The sequence below is a fragment of the Maribacter sp. MS6 genome (assembly GCF_056839185.1).
Genome location: NZ_CM166389.1, coordinates 1872262 through 1892378, shown reverse-complemented (window position 1 = coordinate 1892378; position 20117 = coordinate 1872262). Strand labels below are relative to the sequence as shown.

Sequence of the window (20117 nt, the reverse complement as noted above, 5' to 3'; positions counted from 1 at the left end):
GAGACTTATTGATTTATACTATTCAACAACAAACACACAATCCTTATTTTTACACCCATGACCACGACTGTAGAAGAAAAATTATTGCCCTTATTAAAAACCCATTTCGGATATGATTCCTTTAAAACAAATCAGTTAGCGGTTATTGCCGATATAATCGATAAAAAGGATGTTTTGGCCATTATGCCAACAGGCGGTGGAAAATCGATTTGCTATCAACTTTCTGCCCTTGCCTTGGAGGGTACGGCCATTGTCATATCTCCCTTGATTGCTTTGATGAAGGATCAGGTAGACGTGCTTAAGGCAAATGGTATTGCTGCCGCGTATTATAATAGCTCACAGTCCCAAGAAGAACAGCAAGAAATTTTTTCAAACTTAAAGGAGGGGAGCCTTAAATTGTTTTATGTGGCTCCAGAAAGTTTGGGAGGTTTCTACACCGTATTCCAAGACATTAATATCAGTCTGTTTGCGGTAGATGAAGCGCATTGTATTTCTTCTTGGGGACATGATTTTAGACCGGCATATACCCAGTTGGGAACTTTAAAGGAGCGTTTCCCTAGTATTCCCATCGTGGCATTGACAGCCACGGCAGACGGCAGTACGCAAGAGGATATAGCGGATCAACTAAAAATAACCGAAGGATCCCGCCACTTGGCCTCTTTTGACAGGCCCAACTTATTTTTGGAAGTTCGGCCGGCACAAAACCGTATTAAAAATATTCTAGACTTTTTGGAAGAACGACCCAATGAGAGTGGAATTATTTACTGCTTAAGCCGTAAAAGCACGGAGAAACTGGCGGAGAAACTACGTTCTGCCGGCTTTGCTGCCAAAGCCTATCACGCAGGCTTATCTCCCGAAGAACGAACTAGGGTACAAGAGGAATTTATAACCGATAGAGTGCCGATTATTGCCGCTACCATTGCATTTGGTATGGGTATAGATAAGAGCAATGTGCGCTGGGTCATTCATTACAACCTTCCCAAAAATGTGGAAGGCTATTATCAGGAAATTGGTCGTGGGGGAAGGGACGGCCTGCCCGCCCATGCCCTGTTATTTTACAGTTTTGGCGATGTGGCCCAATTGCGTCGGTTTATTTCTGAAAGTGAAAATGCCGAGGTAGAATATGCCAAACTGGAACGCATGCAGCAATTTGCCGAGGCCTTGAGTTGCCGCCGTATCGCATTGTTGAATTATTTTGGCGAACACGTAACCGAGGGTTGTGGTAATTGCGATATCTGCAAGCGACCACCGGCTTATTTTGACGGAACCTTACTTGCCCAAAAAATCTGTTCCGCCGTGGCTCGCTTAAAAGAAAGCGAACCCATGGGAACAGTAATCGATGTGTTACGTGGTGCGAAAAATGCACAAGTGTTTGATAAAGGATATCAGCATGTAAAAACCTACGGAGCAGTTACTAATATTTCTTGGTTGGATGTGCAGCAATATGTGATTCAACTTTTAAACCAAGGCGTGTTGAGTATTAATTTTAGAGAAGGTGCCCGTTTGGGACTTACACCCTTAGCCAAAGAAGTGCTATTCGCCAAAAAAACTATCCGATTGGCCGTATTGGAAAAAGCGGTAGACCGCAAGAAAAAGGACCGTGTTACAAGTGTACTTAAATCCGGACTCTTCGAAAAACTACGTTTGTTACGCCAACAACTGGCTATGGACCAAAACGTTCCTGCATATGTTATTTTTGGTGATGCCAGTTTAAAGGACATGGAGGCCAAAATGCCAAGGAACGAGGCCGAGTTTATGAACATTACCGGTGTAGGACAAGCAAAATTGGAAAAGTATGCCGAGATTTTCCTTAAAGAAATTGCAGCATACAAATCAGTAAACAAGAAAAGTAAAGTGCCTACACATAAACAATCCTATATCTTGTTCCAAGAAGGGTGTACGGTGCAGGAGATAGCAGAAAAAAGAGAGCTTTCTGAAAACACCGTTTACGGTCACCTGATGAAAATACATGCAGAAGGGGAGGAGTTAGAGATACAGCAGTTTATGAGTAAAGCGGAACAAGAAAGCATTGCCAAAGCCAAGGAAGCACTTCCCAATGCTCAAGGTTTACGGGACTATTTTGAGTTCTTTGAAGAGAAAGTACCGTATTGGAAAATTAAACTTGGTTTGTATTTGTTGGATGGATAAAAAACCAACCGATATAAGATGTAAACCAAGGCATACAAAAGGTTAAGCTTATATCTTTCATAGGAGTTGCTAGGATGTAAACCTAAAGTTTTTAAAACCATCTATTTAGGACTAAAACATAGCTGTTAATAAGCTGTTTCTCTAGCTATTGATTTTTTTGTTACATTTAATCATTAATTAACCACCAAAAAAATTAGTAAAATGTCTGACGAGAATAAGGATTTAGGGGACGAGGCAAAAGATGCCTTGGACAATGCAAAAAAGAAAGCGGAGAACTTAGGGGATAAGGCAAAGGATTCTTTTGATAACGGAAAAGAAGAAGCGAAAGATTTTGGGGATAAGGCTGAAGAAGCTTTTGACAACGCCAAAGAAAAAGCGAGTGAGTTTGCTGACGATGCCAAGAAAAAAACTAGTGATTTTGCTGACAAAGCAGAAGAGGCAGCAAAAGACTTTAAGGAGGATGTGAAAGAAACCTTTGACCCGAACAATCCCGATAGTGGTAAAACGGTGGCTATAATAGCGCACATCACGTTTATTGGATGGATAGTAGCTATTGTAATGAATAGTAGTAATAAAACTGAATTGGGTAGTTATTATATTAGACAAACACTTGGTATTTGGCTTCTTGCCATTGTATTAAGTTGGATTCCTATTGTAGGTTGCTTTGCATTTATCATTTGTCTTGTGCTTGTAGTGATGAGCGTTATCAATGCGGCTAATGAAAAAATGGTGCCCACGCCTCTGCTTGGCGACTATTTCCAAGACTGGTTCAAAAGTTTGTAAATAAAAAAAGACCAATTTTCATAGTTGGTCTTTTTCTACTCCATTTATTATCGTAATATTGCAATATATAAATATTAACTATGGGAATAACAAAAACACAGATTTTTAATACGGAACAGAACGAGCTTGCCAATACCTTTAAAGTACTTTCCAATCCGGCACGAATTGCGATATTGGAATTTATAAGTAAACAGGACGCCTGTATCTGTAATGATATTGTAGATGAGATAGGTCTGGCGCAACCCACCATTTCCCAACATCTGAAAGAACTCAAAAGCATAGACTTGATCAAAGGTGAGATTGACGGAAAGAAAGTCTGTTATTGTATCAACTTACAAACATGGTCCTCCGTTCAACAACGCCTAAACTCTTTTTTTAATACTACAAAAGCGAAATGCTGTTAATCTAAAGCGATATATAAATGAAGACTAATGAATTTTTATCCCTCTTAAAGCAAAACCCCAATAAGGAATTATTGTTTCAATATGCACCAGGGAGAATGGTAGCCGCGAACTATCATATTACGGAAATTAAAAATATTACGATTGACGCGGTCGACTGCGGTGCTGGAACCGATTTCTGGAAAGAAACCATTATTCAGTTATGGGAAAGTCCGGAAGAGGTTGGCAAACGCGACTTTATGCATACCCATAAAGCACTGGAAATTCTAAATCGAGTAGATAGTATCAAGCCTATGGAAAAAGAGGTTGAGGTGAAATTTGAGTATAGTAACAATCAGTTTCATACCGCACAATTATATGTGCATAACTATAGTGTAGATGAAAGAAAACTTATCGTTGATCTTGGGGTAACGCCAACGGACTGCAAGGCCAAGAACACCTGTGGAGTTCCCGTAGAAATGGAAAACATATCTAGTAATTCTTGTGCTCCAGGGAGTGGATGCTGTTAATCAAAAAATAAATTGCTGTTAAAATGAGTAATCATCAAAACGTCAATATCCGGAATATGCAAGCTGCAGATTGGAACGCTGTAGCTTCTATCTATGAGCAAGGTATCGCTACAGGATTTGCTACGTTTGAGACAGATGTCCCAGACTATGAGACTTGGGATAGGGCTCACTTGAAAACGTGCAGAATAGTAGCTATACAGGGAGATAAAATAGTGGGTTGGGCAGCACTTTCCCCAGTTTCCGGTAGATGTGTTTACGGTGGTGTAGGGGAGGTAAGTGTTTATATAGCGGCAAACGCTAGGCGTTTAGGTGTTGGAAAGCTTTTACTAGAACGACTTATTCTTGAAAGTGAAAAAGAGGGCCTATGGACCTTGCAATCGGGTATTTTTCCCGAAAACGAAGCGAGCATACAGCTCCATAAAAAAATGGGATTCCGTTATATAGGAAAGCGTGAAAAAATTGGTAGGACCGTTGAAGGAATTTGGAGAGATAATGTGCTTTTTGAAAGGCGTAGTAATGTTATAGGAACAAACTAATTCACTTCAGTATCTTGGGATTGTGTTTCAGCCAATTTTCGCTCCAACTCTGCTTGGAACTCCTCCATGACAGGTTTTACCGTACTTTCGGGTAAGTCGGCTATTTTAATGTACATAAGTCCGTCTACCGAATTATTGAATAGAGGATCTACGTTAAAAGCGACGACCTTTGCATTTTGTTTGATGTATTTTTTAATCAGCACAGGTAAACGAAGGTTTCCTGGTTCTACTTCGTCTATTAAGCGGTCAAACTTATTTAAGTCGGCCTTGGTTTCATCAAAAACAAATTCCTTGTCAGCATCGTTTAGCTTCACTTTAAATTCCTTCTTTGGTCTAATGTATTGGGCAACATAGGGGTCCCAGTAGTTAGATTTCATAAATTCTATCATTAAGGACTTGGAGAAATTAGAAAACTGGTTGCTAATACTTACACCGCCGATAAGGTATTTGTGTTCAGGGTGTCTTAGCGTCGTATGCACAATTCCTTTCCACAAAAGAAATAATGGCATCGGTTTTTGTTGGTATTCTTTAACGATGTAAGCACGACCCATTTCTATGGACTGGCGCATCATATGATACAGCTCCGGTTCTACCCGAAACAGGTCTTGCAAGTAAAATCCGTCAATACCGTATTCGGGAAATATCTTGGACCCCATTCCCATACGGTAAGCACCCACAATACAATTATCATCATTATCCCATAAAAATAGATGGTGGTAGTAGGTATCAAAAATATCCAAATCAATAGCCTTGTTGGTTCCTTCGCCTATAGCCCTAAAGGTCACCTCTCGCTGACGGCCAATTTCTTTTAGGATGAATGGCATATCCTGTTCTTTGGCAAGAAATACCTCATAATTTTTACTTTGAAGCAGTCGACAGTCCTTTTCCCTTAACTTCTCTATTTCGCCTTGCATGACCTCCTTGCGCATGGCATCCGCAATTTTTTTAGGTGGTTTAGGAATTTTAAGTGTTGAGGGTAATTGATCTATTAATCGTTCTTTTTGGAAGGCATTCGAAAGTATGTATGTTTTTCTTCGCAGTAGGTCGGTATAATCTCCTAAATTTTCCTGTTCATTTTGGGTTTGTACAGAAATGGGTTGGCCAATACGTACTTTTAACGGGCGGTTACGTTGCGATAGAACCTGCGAGGGAATCATGGCGGTTCTAAAAATAGGGTTCCATCTAGATATTCTATAGAATAGTGTACTATTCTTTCCGTGAAAGTAGATGGGAACTACGGGAACTTGCGCCTTTTTAATCAGTTTTAAAGCAGCTTCTTCCCAAGGTTTATCTACAATCAACTTACCATCTTTGTGCGTAGATACTTCCCCGGCCGGGAAAATTCCAAGGGGATGCCCGTCCCTAACATGTTGAAGTGCTTTTTTAAAGCCCGCAATACTGCTCCTAGCACCCTTGTGTTCTTCAAAAGGATTTACAGGAAGTACGTAGGGTGCTAAAGGTTCCATACGCTCTAAAAGAAAATTGGCCATAATTTTATAATCCTTGCGCAATGGCAATAACAAACGCATTAATAAAATACCATCAATGGCACCAAGCGGGTGATTAGAGACGGTTATATAGGAACCTTCTTTTGGTAAGCGCTTAAAGTCCTCTTCGGGAATATCAAAATCAATTTCATAATGTTCTAAAATTGACTGCGCATATGCCTCGCAGTCTAGATGGGCTATAGTATCGTAAAATGAATTTATGGCAGAAATACGTGTGACCTTCATAAGCAGCCACGCAATAAAAGTGCCCAAATAGCCATACTTGGAAACGTTAATAGCTTTCGCCACTTCTTTTGCGGTTACTAGACCCATAGAAAGAAATAATTAGGTAGGTGTAAATATAGTAAAAAGCAGGAGCGAGCGATTTATTTACCTTATAATTCTTAGGTAGGATACCTTATTGTACAACGAGCTGTACTGTCTCCTTACCACGTTGTTCCAATAGTATTTCATGTCCGTTCTGTAGGGATGCCAATGCTTTTGCATTAAAATGCCTGATGGTGTACAGCGAGACGTCTTCATGATGAACAATTTTGTATTTGCTCTTAAGTTCGTTTAATAATGCCGGTAAACCGCCAAACTTGTTATCAACGCACACGGAAAAACTAATGGCAGAATTTTGTATGAGGTCTACTTTCATTTTATGTTCATGAAATAACTTGAATAGCTGACTGATACTATCTTCTACAATGAAAGAAAAATCCAGAGAGGACAATTTCATTAAAACCTGATTTTTTTTAACGATAAAACAAGGAACATTGGGCTCTATTCCTACGCCCTTTCCTACGGTGGTGCCTTTATCCATGGGATTTATAAAAGACTTAACAAGCAAGGGTATTTCCTTTTTTTGTAGCGGCTGTAATGTCTTTGGATGAATGACGGACGCTCCGTAAAAAGCGAGTTCTATTGCCTCACGATAGGAGATGTTGTTTAATAACTGAGTTTCTTTAAAATGTCTAGGGTCTGCATTTAAGACGCCAGGAACATCTTTCCATATAGTTACAGAATCAGCGTTTAGGCAATAGGCCAGTATTGCGGCCGAATAATCCGAACCTTCTCTTCCCAGTGTGGTGGTAAAATTGTTATTATCGCTGCCAAGAAATCCTTGAGTAATATTTAAAATACTTTTGTCTATGGTAGAAATCCGCTCTTGTGTTTTTTCCCAATTTACCGTTGTATCTCTATAATTAGTATCTGTTTTTATATAGTTCCTAACGTCAAGCCAATTGTTTTTAATACCAATTTCTAACAGGTAGGCACTAACAATGGTTGTGGCGATTAGTTCTCCATAACCTACCACTTGATCGTAAACAAAATTGTAGTTGGGCGATTTGTTCCAAGCTAAAAATCCGTTGACCTCGTCGATTAAAACCTTAAAATCCCTATAGATTTTATGTTGGGGATTTGGAAATAAATCGTTTAAGATTGAGGTATGGTAGTCTACCATATCCGTAATTGCTATAGGAGTTGCCGACTTGTCTTTGAAATAGGCATCAACTATGGCTTCCATAGCGTTAGTGGTCTTACCCATGGCCGATATAACGATAAGTGTATTTGCGTGCCCGGTGTGTTTTAATACTTTTACAACATTCCTAATGCCATCTGCATCTTTGATGGATGCACCTCCAAATTTAAAAACCTTCATAAAAAATAGTAATTATTATGTTGTTCCGGTTTCCCGGCTATTCATCCGATTATAAATTATCTAGATAGTCGCGAATGGCTTTCTCATCTAGTTGTACAACATCCCAATCTCGCATCACATTGGCTCCCTTACTTTCATAAAAATTTATAGCATTTTCATTCCAGTCTAAGACCTCCCAACTAATCCTTTTTACACCAAGGTCATAACCGTACCGTACCACCTTGTTCAATAGTGCAGTTCCTAAGCCACTACCTCGCATTTGTTCTGTTACAATTAAATCCTCTAAATGAAGCACTGTTCCTTTCCATGTAGAATATCTGGGATACACTAGTGCAGAGCCAACAATGACACCTTGCTTTTCTGCCACAAAGCATTGGAACTTTTTTACGGCACCAAAACCATCGGCAACTAAATCTTCTACTGTAATTTCTACGGCATCATCTTCCTTTTCGAACACGGCTAGTTCTAATGTTAATCCTAGTACTTGGGACATGTCTGCTTTTACCGCTTCTCGTATAGTATACTCCATATTGTTACAAATAAAACACAAAGTTATAAATTTTAAAAATGTAAAAATGACGAAAACGATATAGTTTCACAAATTAGCCGATATTTGTGGTCTAAACACAACTTCTTACCAATGACAAAAAGAAATCAGACGCTTGGAGAGTTTATTATTGAGAATCAATCTTCCTTTAAATATTCTTCTGGGGAACTTTCCAAACTCATAAATGCGATACGATTAGCCGCAAAGGTGGTAAACCACGAAGTGAATAAGGCGGGACTGGTAGATATATTAGGTGATGCCGGTGACACCAATATACAAGGTGAGGAACAAAAAAAATTGGATGTTTTTGCCAATGAAAAATTCATTTCTACATTAAAGAATAGGGAAATTGTTTGTGGAATTGCTTCGGAGGAGGAAGATAGTTTTATTGCTATTAATAGTAACGACAATAATCATCAGAATAAATACGTAGTGCTAATAGATCCTTTGGATGGCTCATCAAATGTAGACGTGAATGTATCCGTAGGAACCATATTCTCCATCTACAGACGCGTAACTCCAGTAGGTACTCCGGTAACTTTAGAAGACTTTCTTCAACCAGGAAATCAACAAGTGGCTGCCGGTTATGTGGTTTATGGCACGTCTACGATGCTAGTTTATACCACAGGAGATGGCGTTAATGGTTTTACGTTAAATCCCGCACTTGGTACTTTTTATCTGTCGCACCCCAATATGCAGTTTCCAGAAACAGGAAAGATATATTCCGTCAACGAAGGTAATTATGTGCATTTTTTACAAGGTGTTAAAGACTACATTAAATATTGTCAGCAGGAGGAAGGTGATAGGCCGTATACCTCTAGGTATATTGGTTCTCTTGTTTCGGATTTTCATAGAAACATGATCAAAGGTGGTATTTATATGTATCCGAAGAGCAGCGTTACCGAGAGTGGAAAACTTCGTTTACTATATGAATGCAATCCAATGGCCTTTATTGCCGAACAAGCAAACGGATTAGCAGTTGGCGGAAGAACACGAATTATGGATATCCAACCTACCGAACTTCACCAGCGTGTTCCATTCTTTTGCGGTAGCCGAAAGATGGTAGTAAAACTACAGGAATTTCTTGATAATTATCATTAAAAAAGGGAGGCACTCGCCTCCCTTTTTTAATCCTTTATTAAATAAAGACACTATTTTAATAGGTATAGGTAATCTTCAAAATCTATCTTACCACTAAAAATTGCTATAGAACGTTCTATCACTTTGTTGGCACTCTCATCGGAGAAACCAAGGCCTATTGCATACTTTTTAAGTAAAACCATTTCTTCGTCATCAATCACATGGTCTGCAAAGATAATACGGAACAGATCGTAAAGACGCTCCATCCTTTTTTCTGAACTGGAGGGTGGTTCTATTGGAAACTTTTTATTTGGATCCATAACTTCCTTATACTCCTTTTCTGAGATTTCTAATTTTCTAGCAAACCCGTCTAACATGGTTTGCTCTTCTTTGCTTATTACACCGTCAGACGCTGCTAATGTGGCCATTGCAGCAAAATGAGCTACATTTTTTCTATGCTCGGGGTTACCGTATAAATCTGTGAATGACATATTTCCTGTTTTATATGGAGCAAATATAATTTTTTTAGAATTCATAGTTTACATGATAGTGGACTTTGTTTTGATAGCTAATTTGTAATTTCACATAGCTATGAAAAAACCACTTTTAGAATTTACGGACAAGGGTATTTATTGCGAGGCAGCCAAAGTCTATTTAGACCCGTGGAAACCTGTGGATAGGGCTATTATTTCACATGGCCATGCAGACCACAGCCGCTGGGGACATAAACAATACATTACACATCATAGAAATGTTCCTATCATTTCTCATCGTTTAGGTGAAATTGAAGTCACCGGAAAGGAATGGGGAGAGATTTTTCATATTAACAACGTCAAATTCAGTCTACATCCTGCAGGTCATATTATCGGATCCTCCCAAATACGAGTGGAACACAAAGGAGAGGTATGGGTCTTTACCGGGGATTATAAAACTGAAAACGACGGTGTATCCACACCATACGAATTGGTAAAATGCCATATGTTTATAACAGAATGTACCTTTGGACTTCCCGCATTTTCATGGACCCCACAACAGGAGGTTTTGAACAATATTAACCAATGGTGGTACCAAAATAGGGAGCAAGGGCAAACATCGGTACTATTTGGATATAGTTTGGGAAAAGCGCAACGCTTGTTAAAATATCTGGATACTGATATTGGTAAAATCTACACCCATGGCGCTATTGAAAATATGACAACTGTATTGCGACCATTGGTAGATTTTCCAGAAACCAATTTAATAACAAGAGATACGAAAAAATCCGAGCTGTTAGGTAATATCGTTTTAGCACCACCTAGTGTCCACGGCTCTACATGGATAAGAAAGATGGTTCCTTATGTAACCGCTTCCGCTAGCGGATGGATGGCGTTTAGGGGAGCAAGACGAAGACGAGCGGTTGATAAAGGATTTGTATTGAGCGATCATTGCGATTGGGAGGGTTTGCTGGCTAGCATCAAGGCAACTGAAGCCGAAAAAATTATATGTACGCACGGATACACCGATATTTTTTCACGTTACCTCAGAGAATTGGGATATGATGCACGAACGGAAAGCACGCAATACGGAGAAGAAGAAAACGAAATAGCCACCGATAAAAGTACTGAAAGTGTTTCCGCATGAAAGATTTTGCACTACTCATAAAAACATTGGATAGCACCAACAAAACCACCTTGAAGGTAGCCGCTTTGGCTGCATACTTTAAAAAAGCGAATGATAGTGACAAAGTATGGACCATTGCCATTCTATCGCATCGCAGACCACCAAGACCGGTGAATACTACTTTGCTCAGAGCATGGGCTTCGGAACTTGCGAATATACCCTTGTGGCTTTTTGAGGAAAGCTATCATATTGTTGGTGATTTGGCAGAAACTATAGCGCTAGTAGTCCCAACCACGGCATCAACAACAAAAAAAACATTGACAGACTACCTGGAAGAGATGATTGCCTTGAAAAAGAAATCTGACCAAGATAAACAGTCCTATTTACTAAACAATTGGCAAGTGCTGGACTATTATGAACGTTTTGTTTTCACGAAACTGATTACTGGTGGTTTCCGAATTGGCGTAAGTCAAAAATTAATGACCCGTGCATTATCCAAAGCAACAGACATTGATGAGGATATATTAGCCTATAAATTAATGGGAAATTGGAACCCCAACACCATTAGTTTTACCGAGTTGATTTTAGAGGAGAATGAAAGCGACTATTTATCCAAACCCTATCCTTTTTACTTGGCCTATGCAATTGAAAGCGAGGTAAAGGAACTTGGAGCCGTTAAAGACTGGTCCGCCGAACATAAATGGGATGGCATACGTTCACAGGTGATCCTGAGAAATAATGAAATTTTCGTTTGGAGTCGTGGAGAAGAACTGGTTACGGACAAGTATCCCGAATTTGCATCGTTCATTGGTAAAATCCCAAATGGAACTGTACTAGACGGAGAAATACTCCCTTACCCAAATAATGAAATTGGAACCTTTAATGATTTGCAAACCAGAATAGGTCGTAAAACAGTTTCCAAAGCATTGCTCCTAAAAGTTCCGGTTATACTCAAAGCCTATGACCTCTTGGAATGGAACGGGAAAGATATAAGGGATCTTCCCTTTGTAGAACGAAGAAAACTATTAGAACAACTTCATAGTTCCATTGAATCGTTGAACCAAAATTCAGAGGAAAACATACCTTTTCACCTCTCAGAAACCATACATTTTGATTCATGGAACGATGTGAGTAAAGAAAGACAACGCGCAAGAGAAATGCGGAGCGAGGGCCTAATGCTGAAAAATATGAATTCGCCATATTTGGTTGGTCGAAAAAAAGGGGATTGGTGGAAATGGAAGGTAGACCCGCTAACTATCGATGCCGTACTCACATATGCCATGCGTGGCCATGGGAGGCGAAGTAATCTATTTACGGATTATACTTTTGCCTTATGGCAAGAAAATGATCAAGGAGAAAAAGAGTTGGTCACTTTTGCAAAAGCATATTCCGGACTTACAGATTCGGAATTAAAAAAAGTTGACTCGTGGATAAAGAAAAACACATTGGAACGCTTTGGTCCTGTACGTAGTGTTACTCCCTATCATGTTTTTGAAATTGCTTTTGAAGGTATTGCTTTATCCAAAAGACATAAGAGTGGTATTGCTACCCGGTTCCCTAGAATTTTACGCTGGAGACAAGATAAAACGATACATGAAGCAAATAGTTTGGAGGATTTAAAAGCACTGATTCCCAAATAGTCTATGAACAGAAATGAGCTCTATAACATAGCAGAAACCTGGTTCAAGGAACAAAACTGGCAACCCTTTACCTTCCAAAAGAAAACTTGGACCGCTTTTTTGCAAGGCAAGCATGGACTCTTGAATGCCCCAACCGGTAGTGGCAAAACCTATGCGCTTTGGTTCCCGGTAGTCTTAAACTACATCAAAAGCAATCCCGATTATAAGGCCAAGCATAAAAAAGGATTAAAGGCAATTTGGATTACACCTTTGCGTGCGCTTTCCAATGAAATAAAGCAATCCGCAGAACGGATTACAACAGATTTAGGCACACAGATGACGGTGGGTATACGCTCGGGGGACACATCTACCAAAGAACGTTCCCAACAGAAACGAAACATGCCGGATCTGCTCATTACAACTCCGGAAAGCCTTCAGCTATTGCTTTCTTCAAAAGGCTATGCAACTGTGTTTAAAGACTGCTCCGCCATTATCGTAGATGAGTGGCACGAACTTTTAGGAACCAAAAGAGGCGTTCAGATGGAACTGGCACTGTCCCGCTTAAAAAGTGTGAGTAAGGAGTTACGTATATGGGGAATTTCTGCCACAATCGGAAATTTGGAACAAGGACGGGAAGTACTATTAGGCCCGGAAACTATTGCCCTTAAAAACTCGGTGTTGATCAAAGCGAAACTCAATAAGAAAATCACGGTGAAGAGCATCATTCCAAAAGAAATGGAAGCCTTTCCTTGGCGCGGGCATTTGGGATTAAAGTTACTGGAAGATGTTGTGCCGATTATCAATAAAAGTAAAACGACCTTGCTCTTCACCAACACCCGCAGCCAATGTGAAATATGGTTCCAAAAAATACTGGAAAAACATCCAGAATATGCCGGAGAGTTTGCTATGCATCATGGAAGTGTAAACAAAGAAACTCGGGTTTGGGTAGAGCAGGCTATTCGTAACGAAAGTCTAAAAGCAGTCGTCTGTACTTCTAGTCTGGATTTGGGTGTGGATTTCGCGCCAGTAGAAACGGTTATTCAGATTGGTGGCCCAAAGGGCGTAGCGCGATTTTTACAACGTGCCGGCCGCAGCGGTCATAGCCCAGGAAAGGAAAGTGTTATTCACTTCCTCCCCACTCATGCCATGGAACTCATTGAAGCTTCCGCCATGCAACAAGCCGTAAAGCATGAAGCGGTAGAAGACCGTATTCCCTATTTGAACAGTTTTGATGTGCTTTTACAGTATCTGACTACGTTAGCAGTATCTGACGGATTTTACCCAGATGAGGTTTATAGAGAAATTAAGGCAACGTTTTGTTATCAAGGTATTTCTGAAGCACAATGGCAGTGGTTATTAAACTTTTTGGTGATGGGAAGCCAAAGCCTTCAATCCTACGACGAATATAAAAAAGTGGACATTGAAGAAGATGGAAGGTTCAAAGTCAATAATCGCGGGATTGCTATGCGACATCGGTTTCAGATCGGGACGATTGTTGGCGATGCCAACATCGTTGTAAAATACCAAAAGGGAGGCTATATTGGCACCATTGAGGAGTTTTTCATTTCTAAGTTAACGCAGGGCGATGTGTTTACCTTTGCAGGACGAAATTTGGAATTTATTCGAGTGAAAGGCATGCAGGCGCATGTGAAGAATTCAACCAAACGGACGAACAAAGTCCCTAGTTGGATGGGCGGACGACTTAGTTTTTCCGCACAGATGTCAGAATTACTGCGACAAGAACTCTACACGGCTACGCTAGACAAGAAACAGCAATCGATAGAAATACAATCGTTGTCACCTATGTTTAAAAAGCAACGCGAAGAAAGCATAGTCCCCAAACCCAATGAGTTCCTCATAGAAACGTTTAAAACACGGGACGGCTTCCATCACATTTTTTATCCCTTTGAAGGACGTGGGGTGCATGAGGCCATGAGTAGTATGTTGGCCTACAGAATTAGTTTATTAATGCCCATAACTTGTTCCTTGGCCTATAACGATTATGGTTTTGAGTTGTTGTCGGACAAACAGATAGATATTGAGGCAATCTTGGACAACAACCTATTAAGCACGGAATATATGCTTTCTGACCTGCAGAAAAGTTTAAATTCCAACGAAATGGCCAAGCGTAAATTTAGGGACATTGCTGTTATCAGTGGGATGGTATTTACCGGATATCCAAATAAAGGTATTAAGATGAAACACTTGCAAAGCAGTTCCCAACTGTTGTTCGATGTTTTTAAGGATTTTGAAGCCGATAATCTCTTGTATCAACAAGCATATACAGAAACTTTTGAGCATCAGTTGGAGGAAGGAAGACTTAGAATGGCATTGGAGCGTATTGCTGCACAGGAAATCGTTTGGAAGCAATGTACCAAGGCCACACCTTTTTCATTTCCGATTATTACCGATCGATTACGGGAAAAATTATCAAGTGAAAAATTAGCTGACCGCATCAAGAGAATGACTGCTATTTTGATGAAATAATAGCCCCTAACACCCGAAGGGGAAACTGAAGTAAGCTTTCCAGCTCAGAAGAAGGGACCGAGTGAGGTGTCCTTTTAAATATTCTGAATATGCAAAAACTGATTCTCTTTGTTTGTTCTACTTTTGTAACATAATATATCCGGTAGTACTCATTAAAACCAACTGCATCAAAACTCTATAAGTAGCATACGCTATAATTAAAAATGACGCATCCCCTTAACATCCATAACCAGAATTTTAAAATGCATGCCTCTGGTGTTTTATTTTGGGAAGATCAATCCATGTTGTTAATAAGCGATGTGCATTTGGGTAAAGTTTCTCATTTTAGAAAATTTGGAGCCGCGGTACCACAAGAGGCGATTCAAAAAAATTTTACTGCAATGGATACCGCTATCGGTTACTTCCACCCTAAAACGGTAGTATTTATGGGCGATTTGTTCCATTCTTCCTTAAATCGGGAGTGGGAGCTTTTTGAGAAATGGATCGCTGCGCAATCCGCTAAGGTCATTCTAGTTAGTGGCAACCATGATATTATCTCCCCTTTAAAATATGAGGAATTGGGAATACAGGTAGTCGAGGAACTTATTTTAGAACTTTTCCTGCTTACCCATCATCCCGAAGAACGAGAAGGATTTTTTAATTTTTGTGGGCATATTCATCCCGCCATAAAATTGACAGGATTCGGTAGACAAATGGTACGATTACCTTGTTTTTACAAATCGCCCAGGCAACTTATTTTACCAGCTTTTGGAGAATTTACGGGTACCTACACCCTTGAAACTAAAAAAGATTGTGAAGTTTTTGCTTTATTGGGTGACGCCGTCTTACCGGTTACACTTTCAGAGTCAAAACGGAGAGGACGTTAACCAAAACGATAATTTTTTAAATGGATAAGGTTCGCAATAGTCTCGCCCAATAGTTAATTTTAAAAAAACTCAATATGAAAAAGACCCTCGCCATCCTAAATATATTATCGGTCATCTTAGTGATTGCAGTAAACTATGTTTCCCAAGCCCTACGACTCAACGAAACCACTATAGGAGAAATCAGTCAGAAATACGACAACTTGTTTACACCAGCGAGTTATGCTTTCGCCATTTGGGGTATTATCTTTTTAGGTCTCCTTGCCTACGGAATATTTCAGGTTAGGCGTGCTTTTTTTGGCGATAAACCTAGTGAATTCATAATACAGACGGGCTATTGGTTTATAGCGGCCAATGTGTTGAATTCCCTATGGGTATTTGCGTTTGTATTCGATTATACGGGTGTTTCGGTCTTGATTATGTTAGGCATTCTCTTTTCGCTCATTAAAATCATTTTGAACACCAATATGGAACGTTGGAATGCCCCAATTAGTACGATTGTATTTGTGTGGTGGCCTATATGTTTATATAGCGGATGGATATCTGTAGCAACTATTGCCAATGTTTCAGCTTATCTAACAAAAGTTGGATGGGACGGCACTCCGTTCTCCGAGCTTAGTTGGACTATAATTATGATTGTTATTGCTACCTCTATAAATCTTGTAATGATCTTGAAACGCAATATGCGCGAATTTGCCGCTGTAGGGGTTTGGGCATTGTTTGCCATTTACATTCGGCATTCGGACAGCTTGGAAACCATTGCTTATACTGCCCTTGGAGGTAGTATTTTGATTTTTGCTTACATGGGCTGGCATGGTTTCCAGAATAGGAAAACGAATCCGTTTATAAATTGAGGCCTATAGGATAATAGCTATTTCTTGTCCAATCCTTGGAATAAAGTGTCTCTAGAAACTATCTTTGCACTTCAATACCTTATTTTTTGTCAAAATTGACCATTCCCGAACTGTTTTCAACAGCTCCTAACGTACAGGAACTGCAAAGGGCTATTGCCAAATTTGAACATGGTAACCCGTTTCATGTTCAATTAAAAGGTTTGGTAGGCTCATCGCTTTCCTTTGTTCTGGCAGAAGCTTTCAAGAAAGCCGGCGCTCCATTGCTACTCGTTTTCAATGATAAGGAAGAGGCAGCGTATTATTTAAACGACCTTGAACTTATTATCGGTGAAAAGGATGTACTGTTCTATCCAGGTAGTTATCGTAGGCCATATCAGATTGAAGAGACAAATAATGCCAATGTGCTTTTACGGGCCGAGGTCCTTAACCGCATTAATTCAAGAAAAAAACCTGCGGTCATCGTGAGCTATCCGGATGCCTTGTTCGAGAAAGTAGTTACGCGAAAGGAACTGGATAAAAATACCCTTAAAATACAATTGGAAGATACCCTTTCATTGGATTTTCTAAACGAGGTACTGTTTGAATACAAGTTTAAACGTGTCGACTTTGTTACGGAACCGGGAGAGTTTTCCGTCCGTGGAGGTATTGTTGATGTGTTTTCCTTTTCTCATGATGAGCCCTATAGATTGGAGTTTTTTGGTGATGAGGTAGATAGCATACGTACATTTGATGTAGAAACGCAATTATCTACCGAGAAGGTTAAAAAGATTACCATAGTACCCAATGTAGCCAACAAGTTTTTAACGGAGAAAAGGGAATCGTTTTTGGGTTATATCTCCGAAAAAACCATCGTATTCTCAAAAAATACCAGCTTGTTATTTAGTCGTTTGGATGATTTCTTTGAAAAGGCCCAAGAGGCGTTCACTAAATTATCCGAGGATATTAAACATACAGAGCCAGCCGAACTTTTTCTGAACGGCACCTCCTTTAAGGAGCAATTAAGGGATTTTGGTTTGATTACGCTAGGCGGAAACGCTGTTGATGGTTCTTCCACTGCAACGGAGATTAGTTTTGATACCACACCACAACCTTCGTTCAATAAGAAGTTCGATTTGTTGCTACAAAACCTAAATGAGTTTAATTCTGCGGGTTTTGAAAATTATATCTGTTGCGCTACAGATCAGCAAGCGCGAAGATTTAACGATATATTCGAAGAAATAGCTGAGAAGGTACATTATAAAACGATTGTATTTCCACTACACCAAGGGTTTATAGCCAAGGATTTGAAATTGGTCTGTTACACGGATCATCAAATTTTTGAGCGCTACCATAAATTCCATCTTAAAAATGGCTATGCTAAAAAGCAGGCCATTACGCTTAAGGAAATAAACAAACTAGAAATTGGTGACTATGTAACGCACATAGATCATGGAATTGGTAAGTTCGGTGGCTTGCAGAAAATAGATGTCGAAGGCAAAAAGCAAGAAGCGATAAAACTAATGTACGGAGAACGCGATATTTTATATGTCAGTATTCATTCCTTGCATAAAATTTCCAAGTTCAACGGCAAGGATGGGGCACCGCCAAAAATTTATAAATTGGGTTCTGGAGCTTGGAAAAAAGTAAAGGACAAGACCAAGTCCCGAGTAAAAAAAATCGCCTTTAATCTGATAAAGGTCTATGCCAAAAGGCGCTTGGAAAAAGGGTTCCAATACGACCCGGACAGCTACCTTCAAAACGAGCTGGAAGCCTCCTTTATTTATGAAGATACACCAGACCAGGGCAAGGCTACGGAAGAGATTAAAAAAGACATGGAGAGCGAACGACCTATGGATCGTCTCATTTGCGGCGACGTGGGTTTCGGAAAGACCGAAGTTGCTATTAGGGCAGCGTTTAAAGCCGTCGATAATGGTAAGCAAGTTGCCGTTTTAGTTCCTACAACTATTTTGGCTTTTCAGCATCACAGAACTTTTACCGAACGTTTAAAGGAAATGCCGGTAACGGTAGATTACCTTAATCGTTTCCGAACTGCAAAAGAACGAAAGGAAACCCTCGAAAGACTTGAGGCAGGAAAAGTGGATATCATTATTGGCACGCACCAACTCGTGAATAAAAAAGTAGTTTTTAAGGATTTAGGCTTATTGATTGTTGATGAAGAGCAAAAATTTGGTGTCGCAGTAAAGGATAAACTAAAATCGATTAAAGAAAATGTAGATGTGCTAACACTGACGGCAACGCCTATTCCAAGAACCTTGCAGTTTAGTCTTATGGCGGCGCGTGATTTATCGGTAATTACGACACCTCCACCCAATAGATACCCTATAGAAAGTGCAGTTATCGGTTTTAACGAGGAAACTATAAGAGATGCTATTGCCTATGAAATTGAACGTGGCGGACAGGTATTCTTTATTCACAACCGAATTGAAAATATAAAGGAGGTTGCCGGCATGATTCAACGCTTAGTACCCGATGCAAAAGTAGGCATTGGCCATGGCCAAATGGAAGGCAAAAAACTAGAAACCTTAATGCTCAGTTTTATTAATAACGAGTTTGATGTGCTTGTATCCACGACCATCGTAGAAAGCGGATTGGATGTGACCAATGCCAATACTATTTTCATCAACAACGCCAATAATTTTGGACTTAGTGATTTGCACCAAATGCGTGGACGTGTAGGCCGAAGTAATAAAAAAGCCTTTTGTTATTTCATTACGCCGCCTTACGAATCCATGACGAACGATGCGCGTAAACGTATTGAAGCACTAGAGCAGTTTTCCGAGTTGGGAAGTGGCTTTAACATTGCCATGAAAGATTTAGAAATTCGTGGTGCAGGAGATTTATTGGGAGGGGAACAAAGCGGTTTTATTAACGAAATTGGTTTTGAGACCTATCAGAAAATTTTGGCCGAAGCTATTGATGAACTCAAGGAGAACGAGTTCAAAGACTTGTACGATGAGGTAGAAGGTGCAAAGGAAAAAATCTTTGTAAAGGAAACGCAAATAGATTCTGATTTTGAACTGCTTTTTCCAGACGCCTACATCAATAATATTACAGAACGCCTGAACCTGTACACTGAATTAAATCAAATCAAAGATGAGACGGTACTCCAAAAATTTGAAGCGCAGTTAGTAGACCGTTTTGGCGAACTTCCGTCCCAAGCCGATGATTTATTGAACTCTGTTCGTATCAAATGGATTGCCAACAGCATAGGGATAGAAAAAATAGTCATGAAACAAGGCAAGTTGATAGGCTACTTTATTGCCGACCAACAATCGGAATTTTACCAGACCCCTGCCTTTACTAAAGTCTTAAAATATGTTCAAAGCAATTCTCAAAAATGTACACTAAAAGAAAAGAAAACCAGAAACGGTTTGCGCTTATTGCTTGTTTTTGAGGGAATTAGGAGCGTGGATAGAGCGTATTTAGCGTTGGAGCCTCTGGGGAATGTAAGGTCTAAGATTGAAGCAGTTTAAACCGTAATGGTTTTCTTTAATACTACTAAGTACTAAAAATGTCTATCTTTAGTGATACATCATAT

At 39.7% G+C, this 20117-nt stretch carries 16 protein-coding genes; 12 read left to right on the top strand and 4 right to left on the bottom strand.

The features are described 5' to 3' along the window. Positions 1-57: 57 nt before the first annotated feature. The 5 genes from recQ to MS6x_RS08355 all read left to right on the top strand — a co-directional run bounded on the left by recQ (position 58) and on the right by MS6x_RS08355 (position 4377). Positions 58-2148, top strand: coding sequence for a DNA helicase RecQ (gene recQ / locus MS6x_RS08375; RefSeq protein ID WP_482606826.1), 2091 nt, complete (start codon positions 58-60; stop codon positions 2146-2148). A gap of 201 nt (positions 2149-2349) precedes the next feature. After that, positions 2350-2931: a YtxH domain-containing protein gene (locus MS6x_RS08370; RefSeq protein WP_482606825.1), complete on the top strand. Its 582-nt coding sequence runs from the start codon at positions 2350-2352 to the stop codon at positions 2929-2931. Positions 2932-3011: 80 nt separating this feature from the next. Then, positions 3012-3335, top strand: coding sequence for an ArsR/SmtB family transcription factor (locus MS6x_RS08365; protein WP_482606824.1), 324 nt, complete (start codon positions 3012-3014; stop codon positions 3333-3335). Between the two features lie 17 nt (positions 3336-3352). After that, the gene (locus MS6x_RS08360) at positions 3353-3841 is read left to right on the top strand and encodes a DUF6428 family protein (protein ID WP_482606823.1); all 489 of its coding nucleotides are present in this window, start codon (positions 3353-3355) and stop codon (positions 3839-3841) included. A gap of 23 nt (positions 3842-3864) precedes the next feature. Next, positions 3865-4377: a GNAT family N-acetyltransferase gene (locus MS6x_RS08355; protein ID WP_482606822.1), complete on the top strand. Its 513-nt coding sequence runs from the start codon at positions 3865-3867 to the stop codon at positions 4375-4377. On the opposite strand, the gene MS6x_RS08350 is transcribed toward MS6x_RS08355, so the two are convergent. The 3 genes from MS6x_RS08350 to MS6x_RS08340 form a co-directional block, all read right to left on the bottom strand. Beyond that, complete coding sequence (locus MS6x_RS08350) at positions 4374-6197, bottom strand: GNAT family N-acyltransferase (RefSeq protein ID WP_482606821.1); 1824 nt, start codon at positions 6195-6197, stop codon at positions 4374-4376. The genes MS6x_RS08355 and MS6x_RS08350 overlap by 4 nt on opposite strands. A gap of 85 nt (positions 6198-6282) precedes the next feature. After that, positions 6283-7530 carry an aspartate kinase gene (locus tag MS6x_RS08345; protein ID WP_482606819.1) on the bottom strand — a complete coding sequence of 416 codons (1248 nt, stop codon included), beginning with the start codon at positions 7528-7530 and terminating at the stop codon, positions 6283-6285. A gap of 49 nt (positions 7531-7579) precedes the next feature. After that, positions 7580-8059 (bottom strand): GNAT family N-acetyltransferase, encoded by a 480-nt coding sequence (locus MS6x_RS08340; protein WP_482606817.1) that lies wholly within the window; start codon positions 8057-8059, stop codon positions 7580-7582. 111 nt (positions 8060-8170) lie between these two features. Between MS6x_RS08340 and fbp the strand changes: the two genes are divergently transcribed. Then, positions 8171-9178, top strand: a complete 1008-nt coding sequence (fbp, locus tag MS6x_RS08335) for a class 1 fructose-bisphosphatase (protein WP_482606815.1) — start codon at positions 8171-8173, stop codon at positions 9176-9178. 50 nt (positions 9179-9228) lie between these two features. Here fbp and MS6x_RS08330 read toward each other — a convergent pair whose 3' ends face one another. Then, positions 9229-9648 carry a tellurite resistance TerB family protein gene (locus MS6x_RS08330; RefSeq protein ID WP_482606813.1) on the bottom strand — a complete coding sequence of 140 codons (420 nt, stop codon included), beginning with the start codon at positions 9646-9648 and terminating at the stop codon, positions 9229-9231. A gap of 100 nt (positions 9649-9748) precedes the next feature. Here MS6x_RS08330 and MS6x_RS08325 point away from each other — a divergent pair, with 100 nt between their 5' ends. The 6 genes from MS6x_RS08325 (at position 9749) to mfd (ending at position 20052) form a co-directional block, all read left to right on the top strand. After that, positions 9749-10777 (top strand): ligase-associated DNA damage response exonuclease, encoded by a 1029-nt coding sequence (locus MS6x_RS08325; RefSeq protein WP_482606812.1) that lies wholly within the window; start codon positions 9749-9751, stop codon positions 10775-10777. Next, positions 10774-12396, top strand: a complete 1623-nt coding sequence (locus MS6x_RS08320; protein WP_482606810.1) for an ATP-dependent DNA ligase — start codon at positions 10774-10776, stop codon at positions 12394-12396. The genes MS6x_RS08325 and MS6x_RS08320 overlap by 4 nt, the downstream gene beginning before the upstream one ends. A gap of 3 nt (positions 12397-12399) precedes the next feature. Then, entirely contained in the window at positions 12400-14862 is a 2463-nt protein-coding gene (locus tag MS6x_RS08315; protein ID WP_482606808.1) for a ligase-associated DNA damage response DEXH box helicase, read from the top strand. Between the two features lie 203 nt (positions 14863-15065). Beyond that, the gene (gene pdeM / locus MS6x_RS08310; RefSeq protein ID WP_482606806.1) at positions 15066-15728 is read left to right on the top strand and encodes a ligase-associated DNA damage response endonuclease PdeM; all 663 of its coding nucleotides are present in this window, start codon (positions 15066-15068) and stop codon (positions 15726-15728) included. A gap of 74 nt (positions 15729-15802) precedes the next feature. After that, a complete protein-coding gene (locus MS6x_RS08305; RefSeq protein WP_482606804.1) occupies positions 15803-16579 on the top strand; it encodes a tryptophan-rich sensory protein in 777 nt (258 codons plus the stop codon). 86 nt (positions 16580-16665) lie between these two features. After that, entirely contained in the window at positions 16666-20052 is a 3387-nt protein-coding gene (mfd, locus tag MS6x_RS08300) for a transcription-repair coupling factor (RefSeq protein WP_482606802.1), read from the top strand. Positions 20053-20117 lie beyond the last annotated feature (65 nt).